Below are 17,752 nucleotides of genomic sequence, written 5' to 3'. Positions count from 1 at the left end.
ATAATTACTATCTTTGCAGTCCTTAAAAAAGGGTCGGATGGCCGAGTGGCTAGGCAGAGGTCTGCAAAACCTTTTACAGCGGTTCGAATCCGCTTCCGACCTCAGGGTTAAAAAAATTTAAAATAAAAGACAATGGGCGTTACTCGTTTAAAAAGAAAAGACAGGAGAAATAAAACTTTTTCACGCTTAGAAGTACAGTTCTTGAAACTGGCTACTAACCTTGAATACGGAAGCCGTTCTGCTGAGTCAAAACACAGCCAGATAGCTAAAAACAATGCAGCTTTAGATATCGCATTAGGCAAATAATTCTCTCCTTCTTCGGAAGAAAAAACTTAAAGTCCTGCCGGTTTCCGGCGGGACTTTTTTTTGAACCTTGATTTTCTGGGGGGGGGGATAAAGGATGATCTTGATATCCCTCCTCCCCGCGAGCGTGTCCTCACGGTCGCACGCATGCAGGAATGGGATATACTTTATGGGCACGGACAAACATTGGTGTTTCCGTGAGGACACGGAAACAGGGGGAAAATATATTGGGAGAAAAATCCTGACAATCTTTAAATCCTAAAAATCACGGTTCAGAATCTTCTTATTAATCCTTCCTATCAACCCCGGCCCTTCATAAATAAACCCGGTGTACAACTGCACCAGTGAAGCGCCGGCATTCAGCTTCTCAACCGCATCTTCGGCCGAATGAATACCCCCTACACCAATAATGGGGAACGAACCGTTTGATTTTTTATGCAGGTATGCAATTACTTCTGTTGAGCGTTTGGCAAGCGGCTTGCCGCTCAACCCGCCGGTTTCTTCTTTTAATGGAGATGAAAGGTTTTCCCTGCTGATGGTTGTATTGGTAGCAATTACCCCGTCTATGCCTGTTTGCTGTACAATATCAACAATATCATCCAGTTGAGAATCAGTCAAATCAGGAGCTATTTTTAGCAGGATAGGCCTGCTGATACCATTTTTATTATTGCGTTGTTGTAAGGTATTCAGAATCTCCATCAGAGGACCTTTTTCCTGCAGGGCCCGCAAACCCGGGGTATTGGGTGAGCTTACGTTAACTACAAAATAATCAACCACATCAAACAGGCGGTCAAAGCATTTAATGTAGTCACTTACAGCATCCTCGTTAGGGGTAACCTTGTTTTTACCAATATTACCGCCAATGATCAGTTGTTTATTGATATTTTTAGGATCGCGCCTGAAAGCGGCAATCCGTTCGGCGGCAATATCTACACCAAAATTATTGAAACCCATGCGGTTAATGAGCGCGCTATCTGCGGGCAGGCGAAACATGCGTGGCTTTTCGTTACCGGGTTGTGGTAATGGTGTAACAGTGCCTATCTCCACAAAACCAAAACCAAGATTGGCCATTTCACCCATCATATCGGCGTTTTTATCAAAACCCGCAGCCAGGCCAACCGGGTTCCTGAATTTCAGGCCAAAAACCTCGCGTTCAAGCTTTGGATCTTTTACATCCCACATCGCCTTACTTAACGATGCACCGCCCGGAAAACGGTTAAAGCGTTTCAGGTTGCGGGTAACAAAGTAATGCACATTTTCCGGATCGAACTTAAACAGGATGGGTTTTATCAACTGATACATGCCGCGAAGTTAGCACATTTTTGCGACGGTGGATAAACGTATAGGCATGACCAACATCTGTCACATCTCTTTGATCCTACGCCGGATCGCCTCCACCCTGCCAGCCAGAAGAGAAGACCTTTATGTGTTTGAATCGATTAGGGTTCGCCAATCCATTTTATAAACTAAACCATATCGGCGACGTCGTTAAACAGTCTTGAAAAAATAAAATAAAAATATAGTACTATGTATTGTATAGTACCATGTTTAATATTAACTTTGTTTTAATCGAAAGAAAAACAATTTGAATATTATTAAAATGGATACTAAACCACTACTATATACCGGCATCATTATTCCCATTGTGTTTTGGCTTTCAACCATTGTTTGCGGGTTTGTGCATGGTAATTACAACCATTTCAGCAATACAATCAGTGAGCTGGGCGCTATCGGCACAAAATCTGAAACGTTGATGGAAACATTTACGCTCCTTAATACAGTGCTCAGTGTGTTTTTTATGGCGGGACTGTTTATTGCATGCAGTCAATTGGGGCTTAATATCCTGCCGGTGTTTGGGGTGATAGGTTTCCCTATTATGTTTGGCTGGGCGGCAATATTTCATGCAGGCAACCCGCTGCATTCGGCGTCCGGGCCTGTGTTTTTACTGCTTTACGCAGGTGCGCTGCTGTCGGTTATTTTATGGAGGAGAGAGGAGTTTAGGCAGATCAGGAAACTTTCGCTATTAAGCCTGTGCATTATGCTGCTCATCTTTATCCGCTTCATTCCTTCAGCTACCCTTCAAAACAATTATACCGGGCTTATTCAAAGATTGGCCCACCTGGGTTGGTCGGTTTGGTTTATATCGCTGAGTTCCTGTTTTATAAAACTGCTCGACTGCAAAGAGCAGCATCAATTAAAATAATCAACATTAAAAAAACAACAACATGAAAAAATTAGGTTATGTATTGGTTGTCATAGGTTTGATAGCCCTGTTAGATGCCTGCCACATAGGTGGAAGACATACAGTAATTTCTGAAAACGCTGATGGCAGAGAAAGACGGATTGAATACTGGGGGCACGTGTATTTTACCGCTGATAGCACGGGCATCAGCAGGATCTCGCCCAATGGGAAGGTGAAATATAAAAATAATGACTTTGAAATAAGTGCCGAAAGCGATTACAACGGGCGTATTACCTATCAATTTAATGACGGCGAAAAGAAAAAGGAACTTGATAATAACGAGAAGATTTCCTTAGCAAGCGCTGTACGGGATATGATGAAAGTAGGGCATTACAATAAATAACTATTATATAGGGTAAGCGCAGCTTACAGTTTACTTACCCCGCCGGTGTCCCTCTCTGCTTTGCAAAGAGGGCAAGAAAAAATACCCTCCTCTCTTTATGCTTATTGGAGAGGAGGTAACAAATATAGCGATGCCGGGGGTGAGTAACGGCAATTATTTCATCCGTACATATACTTCATTAAATCCGTCAGCTATATAAATTTCGTTCAGGTAAAGCGTATCGTGCCTGATGAGGTATGAAACCGGACGCGTATCAAGCGTAGGACCAGTTATCAGCAATACATCAGCCTTTTCTGTTGGGCTGTATTGGTAGTTTGGAGTAGTACGGAAATTGCCGCTGATCTGCAGCACCTCGTTTTGAAACCTTTTGAAACTGCTATCAGCATAAAATTCATTTCGAATATTGTAGCCGCTGCTTTGTGGCGTAACGGTAAAGCCGCCAATACCGCCAACTGATTTCACCCAGCGCCATTTGCCAACTATACTGCTGTTGCCCGGCCCGGGAAGGTTACCTTTATTGCAGGCGGTTATACTACATAATAAAATTACGGATGCTGCTAACAGGATAATTTTCATAATTGTGGGTTTATAAGATACCTTACGGTACAGCACATAGCTTTGCTACAATAGGTTGTAAAATAATTTAAAGGAAAATGCCTGTTGTATATTCAGCAAAATTCTTTGTATCATTAAACCATGATTATTGTAATACAGTGTAAAGACAAAGTGGGCCTTGTGGCGGCCATATCTGCAACATTAGCCAAACACCTGCTTAATATAGTTTCCATGCGTGAGCATGTTGATCATAACGAAAATGTTTTTTTTACACGCCTGGAAGTTGAAAAAGGCGACGACGCCGGCCTCGAAGATTCATTACGTAAAATACTGCCCGAAGGGGCTTATATCTCAGTAAACCCTGAGCCCGTAAAGAAAGTGGTTATACTGGCTACCAAAGAGTATCATTGCCTGAGCGATATCCTGGTGCGCAACCACTTTAATACCCTGGGCGCAAGTGTACAATGTGTTATCGGCAATCACGCCAAACTGCAAAACATATGCGAGCGATTTGACATTCCTTTTTATCATATCAGCCACGAACAGGTAAGCAAGGCCGAATTTGAACAGCAGGTGATCGGTACCATTAAACAATATACTCCTGATTACGTGGTACTGGCTAAATTTATGCGGATCCTGTCGCCCCGGTTTGTAGCTGAATTTCCGATGAAGATCATTAATATCCATCACTCATTTTTACCTGCATTCATTGGTGCTAATCCCTATAAACAGGCGTTTGAACGGGGTGTGAAACTCATTGGAGCGACTGCTCATTATGTATCAAATGAATTGGACGAAGGGCCGATCATCGCCCAGCAAATCGTCCCGGTAAACCACTCATATAGCTGGACAGACATGGTAAAAGCCGGCCAGGAAGTGGAAACTGCCGTATTAGCCAAGGCCCTGAAGCTTGTTTTTGAAGACCGGGTGTTTGTATATAAGAACAAAACGGTAGTGTTTGAGTAAACACACAGCCAATGTTCGGGATAGTAGCGATACCACCAATGCGAGGCTAAGCTTCTTTCCGCCGCCCTTGCACGTTTCTGCAAATCCAGAATAGCATCAATCCCAACTTGTAAAATTTAAAAAACTTCATAAGTCCCCACCAGCTAATAATTTCCAGGATGTAACTCATAACTTAATATTCATTTATAATTTTGTTCAAGTGCCGTGGGCATCTTTATCTAAATATTTACTATGAAAAAACTACTTTCTTTATTATTTATAGCTACGCTTTCTGTTTCAGTAAGTTATGGCCAGCATCAGCTTACTATAGCTACCTATAATTTACGCAATGATAATTCCACAAACGATGATTCGGTACGCGGCAACGGCTGGAAACAGCGCCTGCCGGTTATAACACAGCTTGTCCGCTTTCATGACTGGGATGTTTTTGGTACCCAGGAAGGGCTGGTGCACCAGCTCAATGGTTTAAAACAGGCCATGCCCCAGTACGCCTATACCGGCATAGGCCGGGATGATGGCAAAACTGCCGGCGAGTTCTCGGCCATTTTTTACAAAAAGGATAAATTTAAACTGTTGAAACATGGCGATTTCTGGATGGCGCCAATTATCGACAGGCCCAACAAAGGCTGGGATGCCGCCCTGCCAAGGATCTGCTCATGGGGGTATTTCCAGGAGATAAAAACCGGTTACAAGTTTTACTACTTTAACCTGCATATGGACCACATAGGTGTTATTGCCCGCCGCGAGAGCGCAAAGGCGGTATTGAAAAAAGTGAAAGAATTAGGCGGTAACTCGCCTGCTATTTTATCAGGCGATTTTAATGTTGATCAAACATCTGATAGCTATGCGGTGATCAATAACTCGGGGATGTTAAAAGACAGCTACGTATTATCTCCCGTTAAGTATGCCACTAATGGTACTTTTAATGATTTCGACACTAATGATAAAACCACCGGCCGTATCGATCATATTTTTGTAACCAAAGATTTTAGGGTAAAGAGATACGGGATCTTAACGGATACCTACAGGGCGAAGGCTAAAGGGTCGGATAAATATGAGGCTAAGGAGCCCAGCGACCATTTCCCGGTAATGATAGTGGTGGATCATAAATGACCCACCATACCAGAGATTTAGTTGATTGATTAACTAAAGGTTTTTATAAAGATCACTTCACCATAAGTGTAGCAATTGAATGCGGCAGAGCAGTAGTGCCTGCCGCTTTTCCTTTTATCCAAAGGCTGTAATCTATTTTTTCGTCGGTTTTATTCATTACCACCACTGCAATTGAACCATCGGGGTTTTGGTAAGCGGTTGTTAACAGCTTATCCCGGCTGGCCACCGCGCTGATGCGTTTTGCCCCCGGGTGGATATATTTGGAGAAATGACCGATGTAATAGTATGAGCTGGTGTAGATGAGGCTTCCGTTACGCAGGTCGGCATGTACGGGGGCAAAGCAAAAGTTGCCAACGTGGTTTGGCCCGCCTTTTTCATCAAGCAATACGTTCCAGTCGGTCCAGGCCACGGTACCGGCATTAAAGTCATTGATCATGGAAAGGCCGTAACGTTCGCCAAGCGACCAGTCATTGATCTTGTTGAAATCAAATTTTTCGATACAGCCTTCGGTAAATACCAGGTTTTTGCCAGGGAATGCTTCATGGGTACGACGGGTGGCTTCAAAATTTTGACCGGCACCTGTCCAGGTTTCATACCAATGGAAACCGATACCCCAGATGTATCTGGCCGCTGCCGGATCTTCCAGGATAGTGCTGGCGCGTTGGTAAAGCAAATCGCGGTTATGGTCCCAAACTATCAGTTTTTTATTGGCCAGGCCTTGTTTTTGCAAGGTTGGGCCTAAAAAGTTCTTTACAAAATCACGCTCCTCTTCGGCAGTATACATGCATGATTCCCATGTTTGCTTTGCCATAGGTTCGTTTTGTACCGAAAGGCCCCAAACAGGGATACCCTCTTTTTCATAAGCTTTAATAAACTTAACGTAAAAGTTGGCCCAGCTTTGATCAAACTCTTTTTTGAGCTTACCTCCGTGCAGTACATCGTTATTATCTTTCATAAAAGCAGGAGGGCTCCATGGTGATACAAACATGGTTAGCTTACCACCCGCAGCTGCTGCAGCTGCTTTAATAAAAGGGATCCGGTAGGTTTTATCGTGGCTGATATCGAAGGTCTTTAGCTCCTTATCGCCATCTTTTACATAACTGTAGCTATCGCTCGAAAAATCACAGCTTTGAATGTTGGTTCGGCCAAAAGAGTAACCAATACCTTTGGCTTTATCGTAGTAAGCGGTTAAAAATTCTTTCTGTTTATCTTTTGGCAGTTTGGCATAAGTTTCGGCTGCTGCATCTGTAAGCGCACCTCCAATACCTATCATGGTTTGGAATGTTTTGGCCGGATCAATGAAAACTGCTACCTCTGTTTCGGCAGGTTGTGGTTTGTCCGCAAACTTCAGGGTTTCAGTTTCTTTAAACCTGTACCCGGCCTTTTCCTCAGATACAATCACCCTGACCGATTTACCTGCTACCGAATAAGGCGCTTTACCCTGGGCACTGGCAAAGCCACCCTTTAATAATCCGCCTGCGATGAAACAGGCAATTAAATACTTTTTTTGCATGAGTTTAATTAAATAGGCTTGCCGGTTTGGTTACGAGCCTGGACTGGGCTAACCGGAGTTGTCAAATTTATTAAACTTAATTAAAAAAAAGCAAAAAGCCCGATATAAATTATCACATCCGGGGGCCTTGCAGGGCAAATTGATACGCATTAATACCAAATCTTATTTCAAGTTAATTAATTGATATAAAGCATATTATACTATACCCCATAATAGACTTGCTTACAAATTTGATGCGCTAAAATGCATTTAAAATTATAGTGTATTTTTTACACCGCCTATTGTTTTTGAGCCTTAATTTCTTCTTCAATGCGCAGGCTTTCTTTATGAATGGCGTTCATAAGTTCGGTAATGAACGTGGCGGAGAGCCCTTCCTGTTTTCCGGCTTCGATAGTTTTTTCAAGAACCTGTTTAAAACGATCGGCCTGAAGGGCCGGAATATTGTTTTTTGCTTTGTAGATGCCTATCTCTTTTACCACCCGTTCGCGTTCGCCTAATAAAGCGATGAGTTTTTTATCGATTGAATCAATTTTGATCCGGTTGTTTTGCAGTGGATTGCTGGCAGAAGTTTGGGTCATAGGTGTTGATTGGGCGTTAACTAAACTGTACCGGATCATACACACTAAAAATAATATAAAAGCACGGTTAAACATTTTCATATAAGATGATTTTTGAGGTAAATTTAGAGAAATAACCTTGCTGTTAATGGATTGTTTCAGGATTGATGCAGAGTTACTCACTCCTGACATCACTGCACCCGCTACCCTTTTTATTTGATACTCCCTCATCTCTTTTGCTCTATTTGCCGAGCTAATGAATAGCGCAGGCCTGGTGAGCCTACTATGTGTGATGTTAATATCTTTTCAAAGAATTAACATGTACCTACATACACACAAATAAAATACCTAAATTTGAATAAACTTTTTACCGGTTAACCTATTTTCAACATGGATTTTTTAAAAGCGATTTACGATCACGTTACAGGATTTTTCGGTCTCGGCGGGCTATATGATATCATCAAGTCGGGCGATTATAGCAAGTTGCTCACTTATGATGGCATCACCGCTTTATTGGGCCCAATGTTACCTGTACTGCTGGTATTCGAGATCATCAGGGGGGCCTTTTATAAAAAATTTAAGGTGATCCATTATAAGATCTCTTTTTGGACCTATGTGCTAAATGCTTTTATAGGCAGTGTGCTTTCCATAGCTATGGTAGGGTTTTGCATCGGCTTCTTTTCACAATTCGCTGCTTTTAAAACAACGTTTACCTGGTACTGGTTTATTTACGGCTATATCGTATGGGAGTTTGCGCATTTTTGGTATCATTACCTTGCGCACAAAGTACGGATCCTGTGGTGCCTGCACTCAACTCATCATGCACCCGAAAGCATGAACCTTTCGGTTACTTTCGCTCATTTCTTCCTCGAAGCGCCATATGCCGACCTCATCCGCACCAGCATTTGTATTTTATTGGGTGTAAACCCACCAATGCTGTTTGTGATCATGTTTGTGGATGGCTTTTGGGGATCAATGATCCATATTGGCGAAAACCTTATTGAAGACGGGCGCCTCGGCTTCCTCAACAGAATCGTACTTACGCCATCGCATCACAGGGTACATCATGCACGTAACCCATTATATATGGATACCAATTTCTGTAATCTGTTACCGATATGGGATAAAGTTTTTGGTACTTTTCAAAATGAAGACCGTAAGATCCCTATTGAATATGGTATCAGTCGCCCCATGATTAAAAACAGCTTTTTGGATGCCTATTTCGGCGAAATCATAGCGCTGGCCAAAGATGTACGCAAGGCGCCCGGCATTAAAAACAAATTTCTGTACATTATAATGCCTCCCGGCTGGAGCCATACCGGCGATCATAAAATGACAACTGTTGTTAAAAAGGCCTATTTTGAATCGCTTGAGGAAAAGGAAGATAAATCTGTAAAACAGGGGGAGAAGGAAGAAGTGGTTTAAAACGGATGCTTTTCCTAACCTGTCATTGCGAGGTACGAAGCAATCCCCGACTTTACAGGGCGGATTTGCATGACTGCTCTGCTTGTTGGGGATTGCTTCGTACCTCGCAATGACGGTAGTGGAGAGAATATTCCCGCATTAATTCTCCAGTACTGCTCTCCTGCAATATTTACTTCTGTAATCCTGCGGGGTTAATCCTGTTATTCGTTTAAAGATCTTCCTGAACGTTTTCAAGTCGTTATAACCAACTTTGTACATCAGTTCGCTGATATTGAAATTGGTTTTCTCCAGCCCCTTTTTCACCGACTCTATCTTTACCTTTTGCAGATATTCCATCGGTGTATTTTGCGTGGCGCTTTTAAACCGGCGAATGAAATTACGCTTGCTCATATTAGTTTGGCCCGCAATTTCCTCTACCGATATAGGTAAATGATAATTGTTTTCGATATACAATTGCGAGCGCATAATTTCCTGGTCTTCATGCTGATGCTGCCCTTCAAATACCTTGAAATGTGCCTGGCTGGTACGGTCAATATCCAGCGAAAACATTTTACTGGCCCAGATGCCTGTATCCCTGCCGCAATATTTTTCAATCAGGTACAGGATCAGGTTCATGCTTGAAAAAGCACCGCCGCTGGTATAAGTCCCGTCTTTATCGGTGGTTACCATATCGGGCAAAATATTTACATTGGGATAGCGGCGTTTCATATCATCAACAGCAACCCAGTGTGTGGTACAGGGTTTACCGTCAAGCACCCCTGCTTCGGCCAAAAAATAGCTGCCAAAACACAGGCTGGCCACTTCCGCGCCCTTATTATACATATTCCTTATAAAGTCGATCAGATTTTTGTTTTTACGCATTACCAAATCAGGCGGACCGTAAAATGCCGGGGCTATAACGAGGTCGATATCTTTGATCTCATCAATGGTTTTAAAGCCGGTAAACTGCGCCGGAAAATAAAGCAGGTTATTGTTTATTCTTTCGCCTACAAGCATTACGCTAAAGGCTTCGGTTTTGCCGCTTTCTACTAAAAAACGGTTAGTATGCCTCACCATATCCAATACGCCCGATATGGTTGAAAGATTAATATCTTCGTGAATAAGCAGCGCTATTTCTTTCATTTGTTATAATTCAGGTTATTACAAATATATAAAAGCACCCGGCACAAAAACATGCAATAAGCCTTAAAAAACACGGATCAGCGATAAAAAGCTATCACTTAACCAGTTTTAAATTAAGCGTTTAAACATCAACTCAAAATCTCAGCTATCTCTTCAAAGCCTTTTTCGCGGGCCAGGTCGGCGGGGAGTTTGCCGCCTTCCATCCGGGTAAAAACCTCTGCACCGCTTTCCAGCAGCAGGATGATCAACTCCAGGTTACCATTTTGCGCGGCCGAATGCAGCGGCGTAGCGCCAGCTTGTTGCACAACGTTCACCTGAGCACCGTTTTCAATAAGCATGCGGGCTATATCGGTATAGTTTCCGGCAGCTGCCGAATGAATGGGGAACACGTTGAAACCGTTATTTGATTGAAGGTTAACATTTGCACCCTTCAACACCAGGTACCGGGCCACATCAAACTGCCCGAAATAACAGGCCAGCCCAAGCGCGGTAAAGCCGTCGTCAGCGTAATCATCAAGTGCATTTGGATCGGTAGCTACAAGGTGGGCAACCGCATCAAATTTGCCGGCAGCGGCAGCTTCAAACAAACTGATATTGCTCACATAATTTAACAGCAAATTGGTAACCTCCGGCTTTTTATAATAACACGAAAGCATAAGCGGCGATACGTTAAGGCTTGTTTTTTTTAAAGCCAGCGCCCGGTCGCGGCCAAGCAAGGTGTTGATACTATCTAAATCGGCAGATGCGATATATTCTTCCAGTCTTTCTATGCTCATTACTTAGTTAAGTAAAGCGTTTATTATTAAGCGCGCTGTTATATTTACTTTGTTAAATTTACGTTTTATGCTACAGGTAATGTTGTTTTTCAATTATACTAAAAAATTAAAAATGTTGCCAATAAGTTATATAATCTGTTAACTTTATATTCATTCGGCCTGTAATTTTTTGCAGGTTAATGAATCTTATATAAAATATTTACCGGGTGTAACTGTAAAGTTCACATAGGTGAAATTTTACGTAAGTTTGCACATAAACGTTTGTTACATCAGGATGCCGGCAAAAGGAAACCAGTTTAGATCAAATAATTTCAAGGGAGAAAATCAGCCTCGCCAAAGCGGCAAGGCCGAAAAGGAACGAGTGGCAGGCAGGAAATTACCTAAACTGCCCAGCTTTGACTTTGACTATGAAAACGGCAAGGCTGTTAAAATTGCAGGCTTGTTTTCACTGCTATTATCCATTTTTTTCCTCATCGCTTTTACATCATACCTGTTTACCTGGCAGGAAGACCAGAGCTACATTTCCAAAACAAACGGCGGCTGGCATAACCTTTCAACAGGCACTACCGTTCATGAAATTGCCGACCTGAGCGATCCCACTATCAGGGCGCAAAACTGGCTGGGCAAGTTTGGCGCGTTATTATCCAATCAGTTTATTTATGAGTGGTTTGGCGTAGCTTCATTCCTGTTTATTTTTGTGTTTTTTGTTGTAGGCTACCGCCTGCTTTTTAAAGCGAGGTTATTTTCTATCCGTAAAACATTGGCGTATTCTTTATTCAGCATTGTTTTTATTTCGGTGGCGATAGCTTATTTTCACTCATTTGTGATTGATTATCCCCACTACCTTGAAGGCGGCTTCGGTTTTTGGAGCAACCGCTTACTTGCGGCTCAGATAGGTGAAGCGGGTACCGGCGGCCTGCTGGTATTTTTGGCACTTACCGTATTGGTAATAGCTTACAATATCGACTTTAAAATACCTCAGCGTAAAAACCGCCCGGTTGCAGCAATGAGTGTTGATGAGGTAGCACCCGAACCAGTTGAACTAATTGATGAAGAGCCGTCAATGCCGCTTGAATGGCCCCGGGGCAATAACAAGATCCGCGAAACCCATGTAAGCAGTATCATGCCCGAGCCCATGGTGCAGGAACCGCTTATACCACCATCCCCGCTCAGGCACCCTCCTATGGAGCAAATGCCCGGATTCCATGAGCCGGTAGTTTTAAGACCGGCAAACACTGTTAAACATGAGCCGGAAGAGGAAGAAGAAATTCCGCTTACAATTGATACCAACAGGCCATTGCCCGAACTAAGCGTTGAAAAAACCGATAACGAAAAAGCAAACGACCTGGTAAACCAGTTTGGTATATATGACCACAAGCTCGATCTGGCTTCATACAAACTACCGCACCTGGAGTTATTAGAAAACCATGGTTCAAACAAGATCTCGGTTAATGCCGAAGAGCTGGAAGCCAACAAGAACAAGATTGTTGAAACGCTGAACCACTATAATATCGAAATTGATAAGATCAAGGCTACTATAGGCCCAACGGTTACCCTGTATGAGATCATCCCTGCTCCCGGCGTAAGGATCAGCAAGATCAAGAACCTGGAGGATGATATTGCATTAAGCTTAGCCGCTTTGGGCATCCGTATCATTGCCCCTATGCCAGGCAAGGGAACTATTGGTATCGAGGTGCCTAATCAGAACCCCGAAATGGTTTCGATGCGTTCTATCCTATCGACAGAAAAATACCAGAACACCACAATGGACCTGCCTATCGCTTTAGGTAAAACCATATCTAACGAAGTGTTTATTGCCGACCTGGCCAAAATGCCCCACCTGCTGGTTGCGGGTGCCACCGGCCAGGGTAAATCGGTTGGTATTAACGCCATCCTGGTATCGCTGTTGTATAAAAAACACCCTGCCGAACTCAAATTTGTACTGGTTGACCCTAAAAAGGTTGAGCTTACACTTTTCCGTAAGATAGAAAGGCACTTTTTGGCTAAGCTGCCTGATGATGGCGATGCCATTATCACCGATACTAAAAAAGTGGTAAACACACTCAATTCATTGTGTATTGAGATGGATCAGCGCTATGACCTGCTGAAAGATGCGCAGGTACGTAACCTCAAAGAGTACAATGCCAAGTTTGTGAACCGCAAAATCAGCGACCCGGAAAAACACCGTTACCTGCCGTTTATAGTACTGGTGATTGACGAGTTTGCCGATTTGATGATGACGGCCGGTAAAGAAGTGGAAATGCCTATTGCCCGTATTGCCCAACTGGCCCGTGCGGTGGGGATCCATTTGGTTATCGCTACACAGCGCCCTTCGGTTAATATTATTACAGGTACTATTAAAGCCAACTTCCCGTCAAGGCTGGCATTCAGGGTGCTTTCCAAAATAGATTCACGTACCATTCTTGATGCCGGTGGTGCTGATCAGCTGATCGGTCGCGGGGATATGCTGTTTTCAACAGGCAGCGACCTGATCCGTTTGCAGTGCGCCTTTGTGGATACTCCGGAGGTTGAAGCTATATCCGATTTTATCGGCAATCAAAAGGGGTATCCATCGGCCATGTACCTGCCTGAGTATGTTGGCGAAGGCGAAGCAAGCAGTACTAAGGAATATGACCCTGACGACCGCGACCCGATGTTTGAGGAAGCAGCACGCTTAATTGTCCTGCACCAGCAGGGCTCAACATCGCTTATCCAACGCAAAATGAAGCTGGGCTATAATCGCGCCGGCCGCATCATTGACCAGTTGGAAGCAGCCGGAATTGTAGGTCCTTTTGAAGGCAGCAAAGCCCGCGATGTGCTTTATCCCGACGAATACAGCCTTGAACGTTACCTGGAAACGCTTCAAAAGCCAATCAAAGATTAAACCAACCCGTATTTAATTACTCTAAACCAATAACTATTAATGATAATAGTTGTTGTTGAATAAAACTGAATGAAAAAGATCATAGCATATACCATTTTAGCAATAAGTACATACAGCACCGCTTTTGCGCAAAAAGACAGCCAGGCAAAAGCAATTTTAAACCAGGTAAGCCAAAAATACCGGTCGTACGATGTTATTAAAACAGATTTTACCTTTAGCCTGAATAACCAGCAGGCCAACATCAAGGAAACACAAACCGGAACCCTGATATCTAAAGCAAAAACCGGCAAATACCGGGTTACCCTATATAACTCAGCCGCAAAACCCGAAGTTGACAAAGAGATACTGAGCGATGGCAAAAGCCAGTGGACCTATCTTAAAAAAGATAAAGAAGTACAGGTGAGTGACGCCGATAAAGGAAGCGACGGGCTGAACAACCCGGCCCAGATCTTTACCATGTATGAAAAGGGATTTAAGTACCTATACACCGGCGAGCAAAAAATAGCGGGCAAAGCATACCAAACCATCGAGCTTACACCCGAAGATGATAAAAAAGCCATTTTTAAAGTGAAGCTTACTATTGATAAAGTAAAAAAACAACTTTACAGCGCCTTATTGTTTGATAAAAACGGCAACAGGTATACTTATACTGTACGCACCTTTACCCCTAATGTACCCGCTCCTGATGCAACTTTTGCATGGGATGCTAAAGGCCACCCGGGCGTTGAAGTTGTGGATTTGAGGTAGGTTTTTATTTAGATGTGTGATTTGAGACGTGAGATTTGAGATATTTTGAAGCGGATGGTTTTACCTTCCGCTTTTTTATTTGTTTCCGTCGCCTCCCGGCCATTGCCGTGAACCTAAGCAATTAATTGAACAAATGGTTTTAAAAATCCCCTCTCGAGAGCAGGGCTATTGCATTCTAAATATTATAAGTTAACTTGAGGTCAAAAAAGTTAGGATGGATAAGAGCATATTAGCGTATTTATCAGAGTTACCGGATATAAGGCGAAAGGCAGGCCAGCGCCATGACCAGACTTTCATTCTGTTGCTTGTGTTAATGAGTACAATGAGCGGTTATCATGGCTATCGTTCGATGGGTGATTTTATAAAGCGGAATGAAGTCGATCTTTTGGCCTTCTTTCAGCCTAATAAAGCCCGCCTTCCAAGCTTTTATACTATAAGACGTGTAATACAAGATTTAGACTTTAACAGCTTAAATGAGAGTTTCCATAAATGGGCCAGTCAGCATATTGATTTGTCTAAAAATGAATGGCTACATATAGATGGTAAGGCAATGAAAGGGACGATGAGCGATTATTCTCTTGACAAACAACGATTTGTAAGCCTGGTAAGCTTGTATAGTAGCAGGAGTAATCAAGTCGTTGGCCATGGTTTAGTTGACAACTCAAAACAAAGTGAAATCTCTGTAGTTCAGCAGCTTATTTCCAGTTTAGGATTACAGGGGGTAACGTTTACACTTGACGCATTACATTGTCAAAAAAAACGGTAGAGGCTATTATTGATACAGATAACAATTATATAATAGGCGTGAAGAAGAATCAAAAGAACCTTTACAAAAAGATCGAAACCATTACATCGGACGAGGCAATGGTTTGTAGTAAGTTTGTTGAGTTGTTGAAAAACAAAGGGCGAATAGAACGTAGAACAGTTTGGGTGTACCCGGGAACAGAGGAAATCAGTAACACATGGGCTGGGGTAAGCCAACTTATTAAAGTGCATCGCTGGGTAAAAGAAAAAGGACGTATCCGGGAAGAATACGCCTTTTTCATCAGTAGCTTAATCGGTAATGCGCAAACATTCTGCCATGGTATTAAAAGCCATTGGAGTATAGAAAACAGTCTTCATTGGGTAAAGGACGTGACATTTAACGAAGACGCTTCACGAATTAGAACATCCAATGCGCCTGAAAATACTTCTGTGTTCAGAAACATAGTTATTAATGTATTTAGAATAAATGATTACCCAAACCTCGCACAAGCGCAAAGGCTTGTTTGCAACGATATCAACAGGTTAAAACAACTATTAAATTAGAATGCAACAGCCCTGCTCTCGAGAGGGGGCGCGGAGGAACGAGTGGCGGCAGGGGTGTGTTTCTGCTACAAGCTTATCAAAGCAGAAACACACCCCTCCGCCCCTCTCAAGAGCAGGGCTGTTGCATTCTAAATATTATAAGTTAACTTGAGGTCAAAAAAGTTAGGATGGATAAGAGCATATTAGCGTATTTATCAGAGTTACCGGATATAAGGCGAAAGGCAGGCCAGCGACATGACCAGACTTTCATTCTGTTGCTTGTGTTAATGAGTACAATGAGCGGTTATCATGGCTATCGTTCGATGGGTGATTTTATAAAGCGGAATGAAGTCGATCTTTTGGCCTTCTTTCAGCCTAATAAAGCCCGCCTTCCAAGCTTTTATACTATAAGACGTGTAATACAAGATTTAGACTTTAACAGCTTAAATGAGAGTTTCCATAAATGGGCCAGTCAGCATATTGATTTGTCTAAAAATGAATGGCTACATATAGATGGTAAGGCAATGAAAGGGACGATGAGCGATTATTCCCTTGACAAACAACGATTTGTAAGCCTGGTAAGCCTGTATAGTAGCAGGAGTAATCAAGTCGTTGGCCATGGTTTAGTTGACAACTCAAAACAAAGTGAAATCTCTGTAGTTCAGCAGCTTATTTCCAGTTTAGGATTACAGGGGGTAACGTTTACACTTGACGCATTACATTGTCAAAAAAAACGGTAGAGGCTATTATTGATACAGATAACAATTATATAATAGGTGTGAAGAAGAATCAAAAGAACCTTTACAAAAAGATCGAAACCATTACATCGGACGAGGCAATGGTTTGTAGTAAGTTTGTTGAGTTGTTGAAAAACAAAGGGCGAATAGAACGTAGAACGGTTTGGGTGTACCCGGGAACAGAGGAAATCAGTAACACATGGGCTGGGGTAAGCCAACTTATTAAAGTGCATCGCTGGGTAAAAGAAAAAGGAGGTATCCGGGAAGAATACGCCTTTTTCATCAGTAGCTTAATCGGTAATGCGCAAACATTCTGCCATGGTATTAAAAGCCATTGGAGTATAGAAAACAGTCTTCATTGGGTAAAGGACGTGACATTTAACGAAGACGCTTCACGAATTAGAACATCCAATGCGCCTGAAAATACTTCTGTGTTCAGAAACATAGTTATTAATGTATTTAGAATAAATGATTACCCAAACCTTGCACAAGCGCAAAGGCTTGTTTGCAACGATATCAACAGGTTAAAACAACTATTAAATTAGAATGCAACAGCCCTGCTCTCAAGAGGGGAATCGTACAATCCCTCGCTTCTTCCTTAAGTTAACGGCTATGCCCAGGAGGCGAGCGGCGGCAATTTATTCTAAATCCTTTACTTTATTTAATATCATGTCTACCCTTTTCTCAACAGTCGTATCCCCTTCAATAACCAGTAGAGGAGTTTCAAGCTTATTCATCCAATTTTTGTGCGAATGTAAACTGCGGCTGTTGGTAATAAGCTCATCGTATCCCCGTGCCCAATCGATAAATTCATTATAGAGCCTGTTTCGTTCCCTATTGGTATAGATGACATCGCCATAACGTTCAAGTTCCCTATCTCTTAAACGCTGTAGTCTTATCTCAGGCGGGATATATAAAAATACTGACAGGTCAAAACGCCAGTTATTGTTCCAGTTGATGACGGAACCGCCAAGGATCCAGTTTTCATTATTTGTTATCTCCTTGTTGATCAAAGCATTCCTTTCTTCGGGCGGTCTTCGATTAGTAAAAGGGGGATCGGAAGGAAACCAGAAATAATGATCGCTGTCGAAATATGGATAGTCAAGTTTTTCGCTTAAAACCTGGCCGAGCGTGGTTACTCCTGAGCCGGAGGCACCGAAGATATTGATGTGCATAAAATTG

The 17,752-nt window shown here is 42.6% G+C and carries 15 protein-coding genes, 1 tRNA gene and 2 pseudogenes; 11 read left to right on the top strand and 7 right to left on the bottom strand.

The window, feature by feature from the left end:
* Positions 1-31 precede the first annotated feature (31 nt).
* Both SNE26_RS01720 and SNE26_RS01715 read left to right on the top strand, forming a co-directional pair.
* Positions 32-102: transfer RNA gene (locus SNE26_RS01720), tRNA-Cys, on the top strand.
* Positions 103-132: 30 nt separating this feature from the next.
* On the top strand, positions 133-306 hold the full coding sequence (locus tag SNE26_RS01715; protein ID WP_090527770.1) for a spore protein: 174 nt from the start codon (positions 133-135) through the stop codon (positions 304-306).
* A 255-nt stretch (positions 307-561) separates the two neighbouring features.
* Here SNE26_RS01715 and SNE26_RS01710 read toward each other — a convergent pair whose 3' ends face one another.
* On the bottom strand, positions 562-1,605 hold the full coding sequence (locus SNE26_RS01710; protein WP_321557658.1) for a quinone-dependent dihydroorotate dehydrogenase: 1,044 nt from the start codon (positions 1,603-1,605) through the stop codon (positions 562-564).
* Positions 1,606-1,903: 298 nt separating this feature from the next.
* Between SNE26_RS01710 and SNE26_RS01705 the strand changes: the two genes are divergently transcribed.
* Entirely contained in the window at positions 1,904-2,506 is a 603-nt protein-coding gene (locus SNE26_RS01705; RefSeq protein WP_321557657.1) for a DUF998 domain-containing protein, read from the top strand.
* A 22-nt stretch (positions 2,507-2,528) separates the two neighbouring features.
* Positions 2,529-2,888, top strand: coding sequence for a hypothetical protein (locus SNE26_RS01700; RefSeq protein ID WP_321557656.1), 360 nt, complete (start codon positions 2,529-2,531; stop codon positions 2,886-2,888).
* Positions 2,889-3,041: 153 nt separating this feature from the next.
* On the opposite strand, the gene SNE26_RS01695 is transcribed toward SNE26_RS01700, so the two are convergent.
* Positions 3,042-3,464: a hypothetical protein gene (locus tag SNE26_RS01695; RefSeq protein WP_321557655.1), complete on the bottom strand. Its 423-nt coding sequence runs from the start codon at positions 3,462-3,464 to the stop codon at positions 3,042-3,044.
* 120 nt (positions 3,465-3,584) lie between these two features.
* On the opposite strand from SNE26_RS01695, the gene purU reads away from it, so the two are divergent.
* Both purU and SNE26_RS01685 read left to right on the top strand, forming a co-directional pair.
* Positions 3,585-4,409, top strand: a complete 825-nt coding sequence (purU, locus tag SNE26_RS01690; protein ID WP_321557654.1) for a formyltetrahydrofolate deformylase — start codon at positions 3,585-3,587, stop codon at positions 4,407-4,409.
* A gap of 231 nt (positions 4,410-4,640) precedes the next feature.
* Complete coding sequence (locus tag SNE26_RS01685) at positions 4,641-5,522, top strand: endonuclease/exonuclease/phosphatase family protein (RefSeq protein WP_321557653.1); 882 nt, start codon at positions 4,641-4,643, stop codon at positions 5,520-5,522.
* Between the two features lie 52 nt (positions 5,523-5,574).
* On the opposite strand, the gene SNE26_RS01680 is transcribed toward SNE26_RS01685, so the two are convergent.
* Both SNE26_RS01680 and SNE26_RS01675 read right to left on the bottom strand, forming a co-directional pair.
* The gene (locus SNE26_RS01680; protein WP_321557652.1) at positions 5,575-7,035 is read right to left on the bottom strand and encodes a glycoside hydrolase family 30 protein; all 1,461 of its coding nucleotides are present in this window, start codon (positions 7,033-7,035) and stop codon (positions 5,575-5,577) included.
* A 278-nt stretch (positions 7,036-7,313) separates the two neighbouring features.
* Positions 7,314-7,823 carry a chorismate mutase gene (locus SNE26_RS01675; RefSeq protein ID WP_321557651.1) on the bottom strand — a complete coding sequence of 170 codons (510 nt, stop codon included), beginning with the start codon at positions 7,821-7,823 and terminating at the stop codon, positions 7,314-7,316.
* A 159-nt stretch (positions 7,824-7,982) separates the two neighbouring features.
* Between SNE26_RS01675 and SNE26_RS01670 the strand changes: the two genes are divergently transcribed.
* Positions 7,983-9,017, top strand: a complete 1,035-nt coding sequence (locus SNE26_RS01670; protein ID WP_321557650.1) for a sterol desaturase family protein — start codon at positions 7,983-7,985, stop codon at positions 9,015-9,017.
* A gap of 138 nt (positions 9,018-9,155) precedes the next feature.
* Here SNE26_RS01670 and SNE26_RS01665 read toward each other — a convergent pair whose 3' ends face one another.
* Positions 9,156-10,139, bottom strand: a complete 984-nt coding sequence (locus SNE26_RS01665; protein WP_321557649.1) for a helix-turn-helix domain-containing protein — start codon at positions 10,137-10,139, stop codon at positions 9,156-9,158.
* Positions 10,140-10,267: 128 nt separating this feature from the next.
* Positions 10,268-10,915 (bottom strand): ankyrin repeat domain-containing protein, encoded by a 648-nt coding sequence (locus SNE26_RS01660; protein ID WP_321557648.1) that lies wholly within the window; start codon positions 10,913-10,915, stop codon positions 10,268-10,270.
* 274 nt (positions 10,916-11,189) lie between these two features.
* On the opposite strand from SNE26_RS01660, the gene SNE26_RS01655 reads away from it, so the two are divergent.
* From SNE26_RS01655 to SNE26_RS29495, 4 genes and pseudogenes are all read left to right on the top strand, one after another.
* Positions 11,190-13,799: a DNA translocase FtsK gene (locus SNE26_RS01655; protein ID WP_321557647.1), complete on the top strand. Its 2,610-nt coding sequence runs from the start codon at positions 11,190-11,192 to the stop codon at positions 13,797-13,799.
* Between the two features lie 69 nt (positions 13,800-13,868).
* Positions 13,869-14,546, top strand: coding sequence for an outer membrane lipoprotein carrier protein LolA (locus SNE26_RS01650; RefSeq protein WP_321557646.1), 678 nt, complete (start codon positions 13,869-13,871; stop codon positions 14,544-14,546).
* Between the two features lie 214 nt (positions 14,547-14,760).
* Positions 14,761-15,854 (top strand): annotated as a pseudogene (locus SNE26_RS29500) (ISAs1 family transposase).
* 167 nt (positions 15,855-16,021) lie between these two features.
* A pseudogene (locus SNE26_RS29495) lies at positions 16,022-17,115 on the top strand (ISAs1 family transposase).
* Positions 17,116-17,208: 93 nt separating this feature from the next.
* On the opposite strand, the gene SNE26_RS01625 reads toward SNE26_RS29495, so the two are convergent.
* Positions 17,209-17,745, bottom strand: coding sequence for an AAA family ATPase (locus SNE26_RS01625; protein WP_321557645.1), 537 nt, complete (start codon positions 17,743-17,745; stop codon positions 17,209-17,211).
* Positions 17,746-17,752 lie beyond the last annotated feature (7 nt).

The sequence above is a fragment of the Mucilaginibacter sp. cycad4 genome, from assembly GCF_034263275.1.
Taxonomy (GTDB): Bacteria; Bacteroidota; Bacteroidia; order Sphingobacteriales; family Sphingobacteriaceae; genus Mucilaginibacter.
The sequence above is the reverse complement of the archived record's forward strand: the minus strand, read 5'-3'. Positions and strand labels throughout refer to the sequence as shown.

Coding starts and splice junctions, on each gene's coding strand:
- SNE26_RS01655 (WP_321557647.1), top strand. CDS start 11,190: ATGCCGGCAAAAGGAAACCAGTTTAGATCAAATAATTTCAAGGGAGAA.
- purU (WP_321557654.1), top strand. CDS start 3,585: ATGATTATTGTAATACAGTGTAAAGACAAAGTGGGCCTTGTGGCGGCC.
- SNE26_RS01685 (WP_321557653.1), top strand. CDS start 4,641: ATGAAAAAACTACTTTCTTTATTATTTATAGCTACGCTTTCTGTTTCA.
- SNE26_RS01650 (WP_321557646.1), top strand. CDS start 13,869: ATGAAAAAGATCATAGCATATACCATTTTAGCAATAAGTACATACAGC.
- SNE26_RS01710 (WP_321557658.1), bottom strand. CDS start 1,605: ATGTATCAGTTGATAAAACCCATCCTGTTTAAGTTCGATCCGGAAAAT.
- SNE26_RS01715 (WP_090527770.1), top strand. CDS start 133: ATGGGCGTTACTCGTTTAAAAAGAAAAGACAGGAGAAATAAAACTTTT.
- SNE26_RS01625 (WP_321557645.1), bottom strand. CDS start 17,745: ATGCACATCAATATCTTCGGTGCCTCCGGCTCAGGAGTAACCACGCTC.
- SNE26_RS01680 (WP_321557652.1), bottom strand. CDS start 7,035: ATGCAAAAAAAGTATTTAATTGCCTGTTTCATCGCAGGCGGATTATTA.
- SNE26_RS01695 (WP_321557655.1), bottom strand. CDS start 3,464: ATGAAAATTATCCTGTTAGCAGCATCCGTAATTTTATTATGTAGTATA.
- SNE26_RS01675 (WP_321557651.1), bottom strand. CDS start 7,823: ATGAGGGAGTATCAAATAAAAAGGGTAGCGGGTGCAGTGATGTCAGGA.
- SNE26_RS01665 (WP_321557649.1), bottom strand. CDS start 10,139: ATGAAAGAAATAGCGCTGCTTATTCACGAAGATATTAATCTTTCAACC.
- SNE26_RS01700 (WP_321557656.1), top strand. CDS start 2,529: ATGAAAAAATTAGGTTATGTATTGGTTGTCATAGGTTTGATAGCCCTG.
- SNE26_RS01660 (WP_321557648.1), bottom strand. CDS start 10,915: ATGAGCATAGAAAGACTGGAAGAATATATCGCATCTGCCGATTTAGAT.
- SNE26_RS01705 (WP_321557657.1), top strand. CDS start 1,904: ATGGATACTAAACCACTACTATATACCGGCATCATTATTCCCATTGTG.
- SNE26_RS01670 (WP_321557650.1), top strand. CDS start 7,983: ATGGATTTTTTAAAAGCGATTTACGATCACGTTACAGGATTTTTCGGT.